Genomic DNA, 16186 nt, shown 5'->3' on the forward strand with positions numbered 1-16186 from the left:
CAGCTCAAAGCTTGCAGCTGCCCTCATGCAATATCACTGCGGCTGAATTCATCCCCGAGAAAATCGATCAACGTGCGCACCGACGGCAGCAACCCCCGTCGCGACGGGAAGATCGCATGGATGATACCGGTTTTTGGCGCCCAGCCCGGCACCAGTTCCACCAGTCGCCCGGCGGCGATCTCATCGCGCACCACCACGTTCGGCAGGTGCACCACGCCGATACCGGCGATGGCCGCATGGCGCAAGGCCAACAGGTCATCGGTGACCATCCTCGGCGCATGCCGGATCAGCGCCGTGCTGCCATCGGCACCGAACAATTCCCACTGATATTCACGTTGCGCCGCGCCCCAGTGCAGGCTCGGCAAACCACTGAGGTCGGCTGGCGACGGTGGGGTCGACAGGCGCTCGGCGAACGCCGGACTGCCGACGACGCTTTGGGTGCTGTTGCCCAGGACCTTCATCACCATGTCGGTGTTTTCCAGCGGTGGGAAGCGCACCCGCAGCGCCAGATCGAAGCCTTCGTGAATCAGGTCGACCCGGCGATTGGTGCTCTCGATGAACAACTCCACCAACGGGTACTTGAGCAGATAGCGGGTCAGCATCGGCCCGACCCAGGAGTTGAGCAGCGCCGTCGGGCAACTGACGCGCACCAGGCCCTGGGGCTCGGAGCGGTTGCGTTCGATCAGTTCGGCGGCGCTTTCCGCTTCCACGCGCATGGCCAGGCAGCGCTGGTAATAGGCCTGGCCGATTTCGGTCAGCGAGCAATGACGACTGGTGCGATGCAGCAGGCGCACGCCGAGGCGCTCTTCGAGTTCGGCGATGCGCCGGCTGAGCTTGGATTTGGGCATGTCCAGTGCCCGACCGGCCGCCGCGAAACCGTGATGTTCCACCACTTGGGTGAAGTAGTAGAGGGTGTTGAGGTCTTCCATCATCGTTCCTCTGATAGAACGCTAAAGCTGATTTTTGCAGTCTAGCGCATCAAAGGTCACGGTTTTAAGCTTTGTCCATGGCTTCACTCACCTCATCAGGAGACACCATGAAAAACATCATCGGTATCTACACCAGCCCACGGACCCATTGGGTAGGCGACGGTTTTCCGGTCCGCACGCTGTTTTCCTACGACAACCTGGGAAAGCACATCAGCCCGTTTCTGCTGCTCGATCACGCCGGCCCCGCTGAATTCACCCCGACCACCGAGCGACGTGGCGTTGGTCAGCATCCGCACCGCGGCTTCGAAACCGTGACTATCGTTTACAAGGGTGAAGTCGAACATCGCGACTCCACTGGCAGTGGCGGCAAGATCGGCCCCGGCGACGTGCAATGGATGACCGCCGCGTCGGGCATCCTGCATGAGGAGTTCCACTCCGAAAATTTCGCCAAAAGCGGTGGCACCCTGGAGATGGTGCAACTGTGGGTCAACCTGCCGGCCAAGGACAAAATGGCCGAGCCCGGTTACCAGACGATCCTCGATGGCGACATCCCGAACATCGCCTTGAAAGACAACGCCGGCAGCCTGCGCCTGATCGCCGGTGAGTTCGACGGCCATACCGGCCCGTCGCGCACGTTCACGCCGATCGATGTCTGGGATCTGCGCCTCAACGGCGGCAAGTTGCTGACACTGGACCTGCACGAAGGTCGCAACACAGCCTTGGTGGTGCTGCGCGGCACGGTTCAGGTCAATGGGCTGGAACTGATGCGCGAGGGCCAGTTGGCCCTGCTTGAACGCGATGGCAGTCAGTTGACCCTCGAAGCCAATGGTGACGCGGTGGTGTTGCTGCTCAGCGGCGAACCGATCGACGAGCCAATCGTCGGCCATGGTCCGTTCGTGATGAACACCGAGCAGGAAATCCACCAGGCCTTCGCCGACTTTCAGTCCGGCCGCTTCGGCCAGATGCACGGTTAATCCGTAGCCCTTCCATAACCCGACGCTACACAGGATGAGTAGGCCGGTTTTCAGGCCAGGGATGGCTGTTGCCCAAACGAAAGAGGAAACGCTCATGAACACCGTCAACGCGGCCAACTTCAACGGCCAGAAACCGACCATCGACCCCAACGACAGCGCCATGCTGTTGATCGATCACCAGAGCGGACTGTTCCAGATCGTCAAGGACATGGACGTACCGCAATTACGCGCCAACGCCATTGCCCTGGCCAAGGCTGCGACCTTGCTCAAGATGCCGGTGATCACCACTGCTTCCGTACCGCAAGGGCCGAACGGGCCGTTGATACCGGAAATCCATGAAGCCGCGCCCCATGCGCAGTACGTGGCGCGCAAAGGTGAAATCAACGCTTGGGACAACCCGGAGTTTCACGCCGCCGTCAAAGCCACCGGCAAGAAAACCCTGGTGATCGCCGGCACCCTGACCAGCGTTTGCCTGGCATTCCCGTCCATCGCGGCGGTGCACGAAGGCTACAAAGTGTTTGCCGTGGTCGACGCTTCGGGCAATCACTCGAAACTGGCCACTGATCTGACAATCGCGCGTTTGGCTCAGGCCGGGGTTGTGCCGATCGATATCATGGCTACGCTTTCCGAGTTGCAAGGTTCCTGGAACCGTCCGGATGCTGAAGAGTGGGCCGCCGTCTACGCCCAGGCCATGCCGCACTATCAATTGCTGATCGAAAGCTACCTCAAGGCTCAGCAAGTCGCGAACGAACACGAAGTGCTGGATTCGCAGCGCTGATCGAAATCCCCACGCCGACTTCGGCATCGATAACACGCGAGGACTACTGCAATGACCACTTCCTACAAGCGTCTCGACAAGGATAACGCCGCGGTTTTGATGGTTGATCATCAGGCGGGCCTGCTGTCGCTGGTGCGCGACATCGACCCGGATCGTTTCAAGAACAACGTGCTGGCCCTGGCCGACCTGGCCAAGTACTTCAAGCTGCCGACCATCCTCACCACCAGTTTCGAAACCGGCCCCAACGGCCCGCTGGTGCCGGAGCTAAAGGCACTCTTTCCAGACGCGCCGTACATCGCTCGCCCGGGCCAGATCAACGCCTGGGACAATGAAGATTTCGTCAAGGCGATCAAGGCCACCGGCAAGAAGCAACTCATCATCGCCGGTGTGGTAACTGAGGTGTGCGTGGCGTTCCCGGCCCTCTCGGCCCTGGCCGAAGGTTTTGAGGTGTTCGTGGTTACCGACGCGTCAGGCACCTTCAACGAACTGACCCGGGAATCGGCGTGGAGCCGCATGACCGCTCAGGGCGCGCAACTGATGACCTGGTTCGGCCTGGCCTGTGAACTGCACCGCGACTGGCGCAACGACGTTGAAGGGCTGGGGACCTTGTTCTCCAACCACATCCCGGATTATCGCAACCTGATGACCAGCTACAACACACTGGCCAACAACAAGTAATCCAGCCAACACACGTTCCCCTGTGGGAGTGAGCCTGCTCGCGATGACGGTAGAACAGACACTGTTGCAGTGACTGTCAGGCCGTCTTCGCGAGCAGGCTCGCTCCCACATTTGTTTTTGTGATGCTTGCCGAATCCCGCCGAATCAATTGCTCCTACACTATGGCCAATCTGTTCGATTTCCCCGTCATTGGCCTTTGCTGGAGTTGCTTGATGCTGTCATTGCTCACCGAACACCCGCTGATCTGCGCGATGTTGCTGATCCTGATCGACCTGGGTTTGTGGCGCTTGCTCAGTGCGACGGGCAGTGCCTGGCGGCTGTTGGTGCGGGTGGTGATTTTTGCGCTGTTCAGTTTTCTGCTGTTCAACGAGGGCCTCAATCCGCTGGAGCCCGCGCCGTGGCCTGACAACGTGCCCCTGCATTTGGCGGCCACCGGTTTGCAGATCGGTTGGTGGCTGTTCGGCGCGCGGACCCTGACCGTGTTGATCGGCGCCGTGATGATGCAACGGGTCGGGCACACCGGGCGGCTGCTTCAGGATTTGCTTGGCGCGGTAATTTTCCTGATTGCGGTCATCGCCGCGCTGGCCTACGTGCTCGAACTGCCGGTCAAAGGCGTGCTGGCGACCTCCGGCGCATTGGCGATCATCGTCGGTCTGGCCTTGCAGAGCACCCTCAGCGACGTGTTCTCCGGGATCGTCCTGAACACCACCAAACCCTATCAACTGGATGACTGGATCTCCATCGACGGCACCGAAGGCCGGGTCACCGACATCGACTGGCGGGCCACGCGCCTGCAAACCGCCCAAGGCAGCCTGGCGGTGATTCCCAACTCATTGGCCGCCAAGGCCAAAATCATCAACTTCAGCCGCCCGAGCGATATGTTTGGTGTTTCCATCACCCTTCAAGTGAGCCCCCATGCGCGGCCGAATACGGTGATCGATGCCCTTGAGCGCGCCATGCAAGGCTGCCGTTTCCTGTTGGATACGCCCGCACCGAACGTCGCGCTGAAAAGCTCCGGCAGCACGGGTGTGGAATACGAAATCAGCGGGTTTGTTGCGTCCATGAGCGAGAAACGCACGGTGCGTAATCAGCTGTTCGACCTGGCGTACCGGCACTTGCAGGCCTCCGGGGTCAACCTGTTGTCGAGCGTCGAGCCCACGCTGTCGGGCAGCCTGTCGCGGCCCCGGGCACTGCTCGACAGTTCGCCGATTTTCTCTACGTTGCGCCAGGAAGAAAAAGACACCTTCAGCCAGAACATGTCGCTGCAAACCTTTCGTGCCGGCGAAACGATCCTGGAGGCGGGGGAGGTCAGTGATCACTTGTTCATCATCGAGTCGGGGGTGGTGACGGTGACGCTGACCCGGCACGGTGAACCGTTCGAATCCGGGCGCATGGGGCCGGGTGAAGTGATTGGCGAGGCCGGCATCCTGGACGACAGTTCGGTGCCCGCGCAGTTTACCGCCAAGACCTTTTGTGGCTTGTACCGCATCGAAAAGTCGTACCTCAAGCCATGCCTGGATGCCCGTCACGACATCGGCGATGCGATGAAAACCTTGCTCGATTACCGGTTGCACAAAGCGAAAACCCTGACTCAGGATTTGCCGGCGATGGTGGAGAAAAAAGGCTTTTTGCAGTGGCTGCGCAATCGGGTCTGAATTTGCTGGTGAATGGCCGCTGCGCGGATCGCTCCCACATTTGACCGCGTTTTCCTGTGCTCGCGATGACGGCAGTGAGCAAAACCCAATGGCCTCCTCGACTTCTGGAATATTGGCTATTTGTGCAACCGGGGCGGGGGGCTAACGTAGTCACACACCCACTTGCCCTGGAGCAGACCATGCAACCGCGTATCGATTTCTACACCGCGTCCCCTGATGCCCTCAAAGCGATGATCGGGTTGGAAACCGCAGTGTCGAAGCTGCCGCTGGAAAAAAACCTGATTGAACTGGTCAAGCTGCGGGCTTCGCAGATCAACGGCTGCGCCTTCTGCATCGACATGCACACCAGCGACGCAATCAAGGGTGGCGAAACCCCGCGTCGCCTGTTCGCCGTAACGGCGTGGCGCGAGGCGCCGTTCTTCAGCGACCGCGAACGTGCCGCGCTGCTCTGGACCGAATCCCTGACCCAGCTCAGCCTGACCCACGCGCCGGACGAAGACTACGAAGTGGTCAGCGCCCAGTTCACGCCCAAGGAAATGGTCGATCTGAGCGTGGCGATCAGCACCATCAACAGCTGGAACCGTCTGGCCGTCGGTTTCCGCAAAACCCCTCAGGCCTGATGTCGACAAGGGGGCCGAGGTTCAATGAGCATCGGCACTCGGCGCGGCTGGAGGTTGTACCTTGCGCATCAGCGGCACCATGGCCGTGGCGATGATGAAGCAGACCATGATCATCAGAAACGCGTCGCCGTAGGTTTGTGTCTGCGCTTCGCGATAAGTCAGCAACCACAGTTGATGCAGGGCGGCAGTGACGCCGACGTCGCCGCCCTGGCCGAGGGCGGCGAAGTTGTTGCCGACCTGGGACAGCCATTGGTAGAGTGCTTCGTTGGTGCTGTTGAGGTTTTCCGCCAGCCGCGTGAAATGCAGGTTGGTGCGGTCATTGAGAATGGTCGCGCACGCGGCGATGCCAATGGCGCCACCCAGATTGCGCATCAGGTTGAACAAGCCCGACGCATGTTTGAGCCGCGCCGGTGCCAAACCACCGAGGGTCAAGGTCACCGCTGGCGGCACCGCCAATTGCTGGGCAATGCCACGCAAGGCTTGCGGCAGCATGAGTTCTTTGGCCCCCCAGTCATGGGTGATCGGGCTGAAATCCCACATCGACAACGCGAACAACCCAAGGCCGGTCATCATGATCCAGCGCAGATCCACGCGGTTGGCCAGAAAGGCATACAGCGGAATCGCCATGATCTGGAACACCCCGGTGGAGAAAACCGCCAGGCCAATGTCCAGCGCGCCATAGCCACGCACCCGGCCGAGGAACAGCGGCGTCAGGTAAATGGTGGCGAACAGGCCGATGCCGGTGACAAACGAGAAGAAACAACCGAGGGCGAAGTTGCGATCCTTCAAGGCCCGCAGATCGACAATCGGGTTGGCCACGTGCAAGGTCCGGCCGATGAACGCCAGCCCAGCGAGGCCGCTGATCCACGCCGTGGTCACAATCGTGTGGTCACTGAACCAGTTCCAGCGCGGGCCTTCTTCGAGGGTGTATTCCAGGCAGCCGAGGAACAGCGCCAGAAACACCATGCTCAAGTAGTCCGCACCTTTGAGCAGTGACAACTCCGGTTGATCGATTTTCACCAGCATCGGCACGGCCACCGCGACGAAAATCCCTGGGACGAGGTTGATGTAGAACAGCCAGTGCCAGGACGAGATGTCAGTGATCCAGCCGCCGATCACCGGACCGAGGGTCGGGGCCAGCGATGCCACGGCGCCGATGGTGGCGGCAGCAATCACCCGTTGCTTGCCGGTGAAGAAAAAGAATGCCGTGGTGAACACCAGCGGAATCATCGAGCCGCCGAGAAAGCCTTGCAGGGCGCGAAAGGCAATCATGCTCTGGATGTTCCAGGCGGCGCCGCACAACAGGCTGGTCAGGGTGAAACCCACCGCCGACGCGCAAAACAGCCAGCGTGTGGAAAATACCCGGGACAGCCAACCGGACAGCGGAATCACGATGATTTCGGCGATCAGGTAGCTGGTCTGCACCCAGGCCGTTTCATCAGTGCCCGCAGAGAGCCCGCCGCCGATGTCGCGCAATGACGCCGAGACAATCTGGATATCCAGCAGCGCAATGAACATGCCGATGCACATGGTGGCGAAGGCAAAGACTTTGGTCCCGGTCGCCATGCTCGCCGCATCGAACGGCTGCGCCGGGACGGCGAGGGCGCGGTTCATGGTGCGCTGGCCACGGAAGGGGTTTCAGGTGCCTTGCGAGTGTCGACTTCAGCGGTCACCGACAGGCCGGGACGCAGGTGACCGAGCAGGCTGTCGGCCGGATCGAGGTGAATGCGCACCGGCACCCGTTGCACGATCTTGGTGAAGTTGCCGGTGGCGTTTTCCGGCGGCAGCACACTGAATTGCGAACCGCTGGCGGGGGCGAGGCTGTCCAGATGACCGTGGAATTCCTGCCCCGAGAGCACGTCGGCATGAATCACCACCCGTTGCCCCGGGATCATGTGCGCCAGTTGGTCTTCCTTGAAGTTGGCGTCGACCCACAAACCGCTGGCCGGCACCACCGAGAGCAATTGCGACCCGGCCTGGGCATAGGCGCCAACCCGCGCTCGACGGTTGCCGATCACACCATCGACCGGTGCCCGCAGTTCGGTGAATTCAACATTCAACTGCGCCAGATCGCGTTCGGCTTTTGCTTGAGTCAACGCCGCGCGGGCCTGCTGTTTTTGAGTGGCGATCACATTCAACTGGCGTTGCGTAGCCAGCAGTTCGGCTTGGGCGCGGTTGCTTTGGGCCTGTGCGGTCTTGAACGTGGCGTTGGCCCGTTGCGCGCTTTCCACCGAGACGGCGTTGGTGGTGACCAGTTTTTTGTAACGCGCATCGTCGTCCCGGGAACGGGAGGTTTCAGCCCCGGCGGCATCAATGCCGGCCCGGGCCTGGCCGATGACGGCTTGTTGCAGTTGTTCGGTTGCGTCGAGGTTGGCGAGCAACGCCTCTTCGGCCGCGACGGCGCCTTCTGCCTTGGCGAGGTGTGCGCGATAGTCTCGCGCATCGAGGCGGATCAACACGTCACCGGCCTTGACCTTCTGGTTGTCGCTCACCAGCACTTCATCGATGTAACCCGCGACTTTGGGCCCGATTACCGTCACGTCGCCACCGATGTAGGCATCGTCGGTTTCTTCGATGAAACGCCCGGCCGTCCACCAGTGCGTGCCGTACACACCGGCCAGCACCAATGCCGCGATACCCAGTGTCGGCAGCAGCAGGCGTTTGTGCAGCGGTGGTTTTGCGGGCTTCACCGGGGAGGCCAGGTCAGGTTCAACGGTGGGCATGCTGGTCATGGGGATTACCTGTCGGAATCAGTTTTGATTGCGACTGTAATATGATGTAGGTAATATTTAGTGGCAATTGTTTTTTGTTGCCGGTCGTCAGGTGTGGGCCGAGAGAAGAGGGGGAACTGCCGGAACAGGACTCTTTAGGTGATCAAGTGTGGCGAGGGAGCAAGCTCCCTCACCACAAGGTTCGCGTTAACCTGATGGGTTAAACGCGTTCGAAAATCGCGGCGATGCCTTGGCCGCCACCGATGCACATGGTCACCAGCGCGTAACGGCCGCCAGTGCGATGCAGTTCGTGGATGGCTTTGGTGGCGATGATCGCGCCGGTTGCGCCGACCGGGTGGCCCAGGGCGATGCCCGAACCGTTCGGGTTGACCTTGGCCGGGTCGAGGTCCAGTTCCTGGCTGACGGCGCAGGCCTGGGCGGCGAAGGCGATGTTGGCTTCGATCACGTCCAGGTCGGCGACGGTCAGACCGGCGCGCTTGAGCGCCAGGCGGGTGGCCGGGATCGGGCCCAGGCCCATCAGCTCAGGCTCAACGCCCGCGTGGGCGTAGCTGACCAGACGAGCGAGTGGTTTCAGGTTGTTGCCCTGAACCGCAGCACCGGTGGCCATGACCAGCGCGGCGGCGCCGTCGTTCAGACCCGAAGCGTTGCCGGCGGTGACCGAGCCGTCCTTCTTGAACGCAGGCTTCATGCCCGCCAGTTGTTCCAGGGACGTGGCGCGTGGGTGCTCGTCGACGTTGAACAGTTTGACGCCTTTGCGATCCTGGATTTCCACGGTCGCGATCTGCTCGCTGAAGTAGCCGTTGGCAATCGCGTGGGCCGCACGTTGCTGATCTTCAAACGCCAGGGCGTCCTGCATTTCGCGGGTGATGCCGTTGCGTGCTGCGACGTTTTCGGCAGTGATGCCCATGTGGATGCCATGGAACGGGTCATGCAGGATGCCGAGCATGTAGTCGATGACCTGGGCGTTACCCATGCGCGAACCCCAACGGGCGGCCGGCATCAGGTACGGGCCACGGCTCATGGATTCGGCACCGGCGCCGACGACGATGTCGGCATCGCCGAGCATCAGCGTCTGCGCGGCGTTAATGATGGCTTGCAGGCCCGAACCGCAGAGGCGGTTGACGTTGTAGGCCGGGGTTTCTTTCGGGATGCCGGCGTTCATCGCGGCAACGCGGGATATGTAGGCGTCGCGGGTTTCGGTCGCGATCACATTGCCCATCACCAGATGGCCAACGAGCGCCGGGTCCACGGCAGCCTTTTGCAGGGCGGCTTTTACAGCCGTGGTTGCCAGGTCGGCCAGTGGCACGTCCTTGAGCGAACCACCGAAAGTACCGATGGCGGTACGGGCGGCGCTGACGACGTAGATTTCCGGGGTGTTCATGGCTGGTTTCCTCTCGGTGAATGCTTTTCTGTGCTGCGATTGAGCAAGGCGTTCAAGGCCGTTTTGGCCTCATCGGTATTCAGGCGCGCGATAAACAGCAGGTTTTCTTCGCGCAGGGTGGCTTCCAGTTCTTCCAGGGACGCCTGTTTCATCAGTTGTCGCGATTGGCGCAAGGCTTGCTGGGGCATCGCCAGAAAGCGTTGGGCAATTTTTGTCGCCGCCGCCAGGCATTGTACGCCGTCGTCGAAGGCCTCATTGGCCAGGCCCAGTGCCGCCGCTTCGTTGCCATCAAGGCTATCGCCCAGCAACAGCAGACGTGCGGCGCGGGCGTGGCCGAGTCGACGGGGCAGCAGCAGGCTGGCGCCGAATTCAGGGCACAGGCCCAGGTTGACGAATGGCATGCGCAGTTTGGCGTTACGGGTGACCAACACCTGATCGCAATGCAGCAGCAGTGTAGTGCCGATACCGACGGCCGCCCCGCACACCGCGGCAATCAGCGGTTTTTGCAGACGGGTGACCACCTTCATCAGACGGAACGCCGGGCTGTCCAGATGCGTCGGCGGATGCTGGAGAAAATCCACCAGGTCATTGCCACTGGTAAAACAGCTCGGGCCACCGGTGAGGATGATCACACCCGTCAGCTCGTCCTCGTCAGCGGCCAGCAACAGATCGGCCAGCTGCGTGTACATGGCGTTGTTCAGCGCATTGAGCTTGTCGGGACGGTCAAGCGTCAGCGTCAGAACGCCGTCACATTGCTCGTGTTTGATCAGGTCAGTCATCGAATGCCCAGGGTGGTCGAATCAGGCCGCCACTTTAAGCGCCCGGCAAAGCCGGGATCTATGGCTAAACGGGTCAACTGCACTGCCGCTTTTTGCCATGCCGCTGCACAAAACAGTGCACACACCCATTCGGGGTATGGTGCCGCCCAGCGAATCCACCAATAGTGAGCACATCCGCTCATCCAGAGCCGAACTCGCTTGATAAGGTGCATTTGCTATGGGCAAGACACTGCTTAAGGTGATTTCCAGTCTGTTTGTTGTACCGCTGACCCTCAACGCCTACGCCGCCGAGGTGAACGACGCCAATACGCTGCGGCTGTACAACTGGGCGGATTACATTGGTGAAAATACCCTGGCGGATTTTGAGAAGGCCACCGGCATCAAAGTCATCTACGACACCTTTGATGCGTACGAAACGGTGCAGGCCAAGTTGCTGACCGGCCACTCCGGCTATGACTTGATTGTGTTGAACGCGTCCCTCGCGCCTCCGTTAATCAAGTCCAAGGTGTTCCAGCCGCTGGACAAGAAACAGCTGCCGGGCTGGACCAACCTGGACCCGAAAGTCCTGGAGGATTTGCAGGGGTTCGATCCGGGCACCACGTACTCTGCGCCGTACACCTGGGGCAGTAACGGCGTCACTTACAACGTCGACAAAATCAAGGAACGCATGCCGGACGCGCCGATCGGCTCGCTGGCGATGATTTTCGATCCGAAGATCATCTCGCGCTTCGCCGATTGTGGCGTGACCTTGCTTGATGCGCCGACCGAAGTCATTCCCATGGCCCTGAAGTATCTGGGACGTGATCCGGGCAGCGCCGCCCCGGCGGATCTCAAAGCCGCGCAGGCGCTGCTGCTGTCGGTCAGGCCGTTCATCCGCAAATTCGACTCGGTCAATTACCTGACCAGCCTGCCCAATGGCGATGTGTGCATGGCCATGACCTGGTCCGGCGACTACGCCACCGCCATGGCCCGCGCCGCAGAAGCGAAGAAAAAGATCGACCTTGCGTACTTCATTCCCAAGGAAGGCTCGCTGATCTGGTTCGACAACCTGTACATCCCGGCCGACGCGCCCCACGTCGCCAACGCTCACAAGTTTCTGGAATACCTGATGCAGCCGCAGGTGATGGCCGACGTCAGTGACTACATCAATTACGCCAACAGCAACGCGGCAGCCACGCCCTTGTTGAATGCCGACGTGCGCAACAACCCGGCCATTTACCCCGATGCGCAAACCCGCGAACGCCTGTTTCCGCAGAAAACCCAGGACGCCAAGGACATGCGCGCCATGACCCGGGTCTGGAGCACGGTAAAAAGCGGGATCTGATTTGTTCGATCGTTAGTCAATTCGGTTAGAGGTTTACTTATGGCGACGCCAACACGCACCGTTCTTTCGCCGGCGGACGAGTCCCGGCTGGTCAAGGCCGACAAGGCTCATCACATGCACGGCTACCACGTGTTCGACGAGCACGCCGAACAAGGCTCGCTGAACATCGTCGCTGGCGACGGCGCCTACATCTATGACAGCCAGGGCAACCGCTTTCTCGATGCCGTGGGCGGGATGTGGTGCACCAACATCGGGCTGGGCCGCGAGGAAATGGCCGAGGCCATCGCTGATCAGGTGCGGCAACTGGCCTACTCGAATCCGTTTTCCGACATGTCGAACAACGTGGCGATCCAGTTGTGCGAGAAACTCGCCAGCCTGGCCCCCGGTGACCTCGATCATGTGTTCCTCACCACCGGCGGCTCCACCGCGGTGGACACCGCCTACCGGCTGATCCAGTACTACCAGAACTGCCGCGGCAAACCGGAAAAGAAGCACATCATCGCGCGCTTCAACGCCTATCACGGCTCGACCACGCTGACCATGTCGATCGGCAACAAGGCCGCCGACCGGGTGCCGGAGTTCGATTACGCCAACCCGTTGATCCACCACGTCTCCAACCCGAATCCGTACCGCGCCCCGGACGGCATGGACGAGGCGCAGTTTCTCGAATTCCTGGTCAAGGAGTTCGAAGACAAGATCCTCTCGATTGGCGCGGACAAGGTCGCCGGTTTCTTCGCCGAACCGATCATGGGCTCGGGCGGGGTGATCATTCCGCCCCAGGGTTATCTCAAGCGCATGTGGGACGTCTGCCAGCGCTACGACATTCTGTTCGTCGCCGACGAAGTGGTGACCTCGTTCGGACGCCTGGGCAAATTCTTTGCCTCTTATGATGTGTTCGACGTGCAGCCCGACATCATCACCACGGCCAAGGGCCTGACCTCGGCTTACCTGCCGCTGGGCGCCTGCATCTTTTCCGACCGCATCTGGAAAGTCATCGCCGAACCGGGCAAGGGCCGCTGCTTCACCCACGGTTTCACCTACAGCGGCCATCCGGTGTGCTGCACGGCGGCGCTGAAGAACATTGAAATCATCGAGCGGGAAAACCTGCTGGCCCATGTCGACACCGTTGGCGCCTACCTCGAAGAACGCCTGGCGACCCTGCGGGACCTGCCGCTGGTGGGTGACGTGCGCTGCAAGAAACTCATGGCCTGCGTAGAGTTCGTCGCCGATAAACGCACCAAGGCGCTGTTTGCCGACGAGATCAACATCGGCGAGAAAATTCACGTGAGGGCGCAGGCCCGGGGCTTGCTGGTGCGGCCGATTCTGCACCTCAACGTGATGTCGCCGCCGCTGATTTTGACGTTTGTCCAGGTCGATGAAATCGTCGAGACCCTGCGCCAGTGCATCCTGGAAGTGGCGGCCGAGCTTCAGGCCAGCGGTCAGTATGGCGGGCAATGACTTTGCCCGGCGCACGGTTACCAAGGGCCGGCTCACCCGCTAGACTGCGGGGCATGAGCAAAGCACAAGACGATACGTTGGTAGCCCTGACCTTTGGCGCCTTGCACCGCTGGCACGGCGACATGCGCGAAGCCTTCGCCCACATCGATGAACCCGACGCCCTGCGCCACCTGGCGTCGGCGTTCGGGCATCTGGTGGGCATCGAATCGGTGATGATCAGCCTTGAGCACAAGGATCGGCCGCCGCAATTGCTGTATCAGCGCGGCATTGCCGAGCAGTACCGCGACTCGATCATCGACCGTTATTTTACCGGGGGCTACTTGCTCGATCCGTTCTGCCTGGCGGTCGAGCAGGGTCTGGCGCAAGGGTTCTACCACCTGGAAGAAATCGCCCCGGACAACTTTTTCGACAGTGAGTACTACAAGACTTACTACCTGAAGGCCGGCAGCTCCGAAGACAGTTTCTACCTGGTCGACACCGGCCATGACAGCCAGATCTCGGTCAGTCTGTTCCAGGGCTTCGGTGGGGAAATCCTGCGGGCCGAGCAATTGAATCTGCTGCGGGCGGTCGAGCCCTTGGTGCGCGAATTCGTGAGCGAGTTCGGGCGTCGGGGCTTACAGCGCAACGAGGCGCTGCAAGGCCAACAGGCAATCGGGGAGGGCGGCGATATCAAACACCGGGTGCAGGCGGCGTTCGAGCAGTTTGGTTGTGATTTGCTGACCGAGCGCGAGCGGGAAGTGGCGCACATGGTCCTTCGCGGGCACTCGGTGAAGTCCACGGCGAGCCAATTGAACATCTCGCCGGAAACCGTGCGCATGCACCGCAAGAACCTGTACCTGAAGCTGGAGGTCGGCTCTCAGTCGGAGCTGTTTGCGCTGTTCATCGAGTGGTTGCGCAAGCACTGAGCGGGAACGATCAACACCGGTTATCGGTGCGTGGCGATCCAGATCAGCAACCCGGCCTGAAACACCGCAAACGCCACCAGGCAGGTAATGGTGAAGCGCAGTCCGGCGTCTTCGCGCTTGTACTTGCTGACTTTCTCTTCGTGCTTCTTGAGTTTGACTTCCTGCTCGGCCAGGTTCTGCTCGGCTTGCTGGAGCATCTGCGCCGCCTCGAGAATTTCCACGACCTGCAGTTTTTCGCTGTTCCAGTCCGTCAGCAGGTCGCCGACCTTCACGTCCTTGACGCTGCCCTTCAAATGCTGGGCGTCGGCGTAGACCACGTCGAAACCGTGCACACGCAAAAAGTGATCGCGGCGCAGGCGCGTGTCTTCGTTCAACGCATCCTTGTTGTTCAGGTCGGAGCCGTCAACGGTGTAGCCGGACCAGCGCTTCTTCGCCCAAACAATGCCTTGGGCCGCCATGAATCGGCCGATGCCGCGGTTCATCGGTTCAATCTGCAGACCGGTGTCCGGCCCGAAATGCACGCGTTTTTCCACGTGATCGACCCAGACGTCCAGATGATTCTGTTCCTTGCGCACACGCTGGCCGGGCAGGTTGATGCTCATGCGCATCAGGCTGCGTTCCTTGTCGTTGCGCTCGGCGTAGCCGAATTCGACAAAGCGCAAAGGCCGTCCGCCGGTGTTGCGATCGGTCTGCAGGGGCGCGAGACGGAGCATCTTGTGGTGCTCGGCCTGAACATCCGCCCAGGGCAGCTCGACCGCTGGCGGTGCGTCTTTTTCAGCGGGGGTGTCGGGTGAGGTCTGGGTATCAGTCATAGCGGCGAGTCCTGTCCAAGCTCTGCTTGTCGCCAGCGTGTGTGCTGGCGACAAAGACTTATCGGCCGTTTTTCCCAGGACTGGAGGGCAAAAAGCGCTTAACTGGAGCGAAGTCCGTCAATAAATCCGATGATCCGGGTGCCGAGCTCCGCCGCCAGTGGCAAATTCGGATCTTTGTAAGAGGCCAGTTGACGTTTGACGTCGTTGGGTACGATCCGCAGGACGTGGTTCATGCCTTCGATCACCACCAGTTCGGCATCCGTTTTTGCCGCCTTGAGCAGCCGTGCGTCATTGACGCCGACCTGGATGTCGTTGCTGCCCTGAATGATCAGCGCCGGCATTTTCAGCTTGGAGAACGCGGCGGCCGGGTCCTGGCGGAACAATGAAATCAGGTAGGGCTGCACGCTCGGACGGAAAATCACTTGTAGCTGCGGCGGGACGTTTTGGTCGGTTTTCCCGGCTTTGAGGCTGTCGAGCAATTCATTGCTGCGCAACATCAGCGGGGGCGGCAGGCGATTGCTCAACTGCTGACGAATGACCTCATCGACGGGGCGGGCGCTGCCGGACAAGGAAATCACCCCCGCCGCATCGACGCTCGGCGCAGCGAGGCTGGCGATCAAGGCCCCTTCGCTGTGCCCGAGCAGAATCAACTGGCCGAAGCGCGGATCGGATTTGAGCTTGCGCCCCCAGGCTTCGGCGTCGGCCACATAGGCTTCGATTGACAGGTTACGTTCGTCCGGGGTCGCCGCCAGGCTCGCCGCGACGCCGCGTTTGTCATAACGCACGCTGGCAATGTTGTGTTTGGCCAGCACCCAGGCCAGCCGTTTGAGACTGTCGTTGCGTCCGCCGTCGGTGTTGTTTCCGTCGCGATCCGTAGGACCGGAGCCGGAAATCAGCAGGACAACCGGTACCGGGTTGTCGGACTTGGGCAGCAACAGCGAGCCGAAAAGCTCACCTGCGCCGGTATCCAATGTGATCGGTCGTTGCAGGACTGTCGCCTGGGCGAAGCCGGAAATCAGGGTAAGGCTCAAGGCTATAACTCGCAGCATCATCACGCCATCATGATCAAGGTGCCGGTTGGACTCGCAGGCACCCATAAGGTTCGAGGATGAACTACTTGGGTTGCCTGCGTATACTGGCGCGCATTACGTATTCAGGTTC

At 60.8% G+C, this 16186-nt stretch carries 15 protein-coding genes; 8 read left to right on the forward strand and 7 right to left on the reverse strand.

The features are described 5' to 3' along the window. Positions 1-23 precede the first annotated feature (23 nt). Positions 24-932: a LysR substrate-binding domain-containing protein gene (locus CKW19_RS18170; protein WP_095059090.1), complete on the reverse strand. Its 909-nt coding sequence runs from the start codon at positions 930-932 to the stop codon at positions 24-26. A 104-nt stretch (positions 933-1036) separates the two neighbouring features. Here CKW19_RS18170 and CKW19_RS18175 point away from each other — a divergent pair, with 104 nt between their 5' ends. From CKW19_RS18175 to CKW19_RS18195, 5 genes are all read left to right on the forward strand, one after another. Beyond that, positions 1037-1903 (forward strand): pirin family protein, encoded by an 867-nt coding sequence (locus CKW19_RS18175; protein ID WP_095059091.1) that lies wholly within the window; start codon positions 1037-1039, stop codon positions 1901-1903. Positions 1904-1997: 94 nt separating this feature from the next. Next, complete coding sequence (locus CKW19_RS18180; RefSeq protein WP_095059092.1) at positions 1998-2681, forward strand: isochorismatase family protein; 684 nt, start codon at positions 1998-2000, stop codon at positions 2679-2681. Positions 2682-2732: 51 nt separating this feature from the next. Beyond that, positions 2733-3359, forward strand: a complete 627-nt coding sequence (ycaC, locus tag CKW19_RS18185; RefSeq protein ID WP_095059093.1) for an isochorismate family cysteine hydrolase YcaC — start codon at positions 2733-2735, stop codon at positions 3357-3359. A 212-nt stretch (positions 3360-3571) separates the two neighbouring features. Beyond that, positions 3572-5014: a mechanosensitive ion channel family protein gene (locus tag CKW19_RS18190; RefSeq protein WP_095059094.1), complete on the forward strand. Its 1443-nt coding sequence runs from the start codon at positions 3572-3574 to the stop codon at positions 5012-5014. A gap of 179 nt (positions 5015-5193) precedes the next feature. Continuing rightward, positions 5194-5634, forward strand: coding sequence for a carboxymuconolactone decarboxylase family protein (locus CKW19_RS18195; RefSeq protein WP_095059095.1), 441 nt, complete (start codon positions 5194-5196; stop codon positions 5632-5634). A gap of 21 nt (positions 5635-5655) precedes the next feature. Here CKW19_RS18195 and CKW19_RS18200 read toward each other — a convergent pair whose 3' ends face one another. From CKW19_RS18200 to CKW19_RS18215, 4 genes are all read right to left on the reverse strand, one after another. Next, positions 5656-7248: a DHA2 family efflux MFS transporter permease subunit gene (locus CKW19_RS18200; protein ID WP_095059096.1), complete on the reverse strand. Its 1593-nt coding sequence runs from the start codon at positions 7246-7248 to the stop codon at positions 5656-5658. Continuing rightward, complete coding sequence (locus tag CKW19_RS18205; protein WP_095059097.1) at positions 7245-8366, reverse strand: HlyD family secretion protein; 1122 nt, start codon at positions 8364-8366, stop codon at positions 7245-7247. The genes CKW19_RS18200 and CKW19_RS18205 overlap by 4 nt, the downstream gene beginning before the upstream one ends. 199 nt (positions 8367-8565) lie before the next feature. Further along, on the reverse strand, positions 8566-9747 hold the full coding sequence (locus tag CKW19_RS18210; protein ID WP_095059098.1) for an acetyl-CoA C-acyltransferase family protein: 1182 nt from the start codon (positions 9745-9747) through the stop codon (positions 8566-8568). Continuing rightward, positions 9744-10526, reverse strand: coding sequence for an enoyl-CoA hydratase-related protein (locus CKW19_RS18215; RefSeq protein WP_095059099.1), 783 nt, complete (start codon positions 10524-10526; stop codon positions 9744-9746). Before CKW19_RS18215 ends, CKW19_RS18210 begins: the two co-directional genes overlap by 4 nt. Before the next feature lie 217 nt (positions 10527-10743). Here CKW19_RS18215 and CKW19_RS18220 point away from each other — a divergent pair, with 217 nt between their 5' ends. Genes CKW19_RS18220 through CKW19_RS18230 form a run of 3 tightly spaced genes read left to right on the forward strand, consistent with a single transcriptional unit; the run spans position 10744 to position 14213 of the window. Next, the gene (locus CKW19_RS18220) at positions 10744-11850 is read left to right on the forward strand and encodes a polyamine ABC transporter substrate-binding protein (protein WP_095059100.1); all 1107 of its coding nucleotides are present in this window, start codon (positions 10744-10746) and stop codon (positions 11848-11850) included. A 39-nt stretch (positions 11851-11889) separates the two neighbouring features. Then, the gene (locus tag CKW19_RS18225) at positions 11890-13308 is read left to right on the forward strand and encodes an aminotransferase (RefSeq protein ID WP_095059101.1); all 1419 of its coding nucleotides are present in this window, start codon (positions 11890-11892) and stop codon (positions 13306-13308) included. Positions 13309-13361: 53 nt separating this feature from the next. After that, a complete protein-coding gene (locus tag CKW19_RS18230; protein WP_095059102.1) occupies positions 13362-14213 on the forward strand; it encodes a helix-turn-helix transcriptional regulator in 852 nt (283 codons plus the stop codon). Positions 14214-14233: 20 nt separating this feature from the next. Here CKW19_RS18230 and CKW19_RS18235 read toward each other — a convergent pair whose 3' ends face one another. Both CKW19_RS18235 and CKW19_RS18240 read right to left on the reverse strand, forming a co-directional pair. Next, positions 14234-15025, reverse strand: a complete 792-nt coding sequence (locus tag CKW19_RS18235; protein WP_095059103.1) for a hypothetical protein — start codon at positions 15023-15025, stop codon at positions 14234-14236. A gap of 98 nt (positions 15026-15123) precedes the next feature. Then, a complete protein-coding gene (locus CKW19_RS18240) occupies positions 15124-16122 on the reverse strand; it encodes an alpha/beta hydrolase (protein WP_095059104.1) in 999 nt (332 codons plus the stop codon). Positions 16123-16186: the final 64 nt, after the last annotated feature.

This window comes from Pseudomonas sp. Irchel s3f7 (genome assembly GCF_900187615.1).
GTDB lineage: Bacteria > Pseudomonadota > Gammaproteobacteria > Pseudomonadales > Pseudomonadaceae > Aquipseudomonas.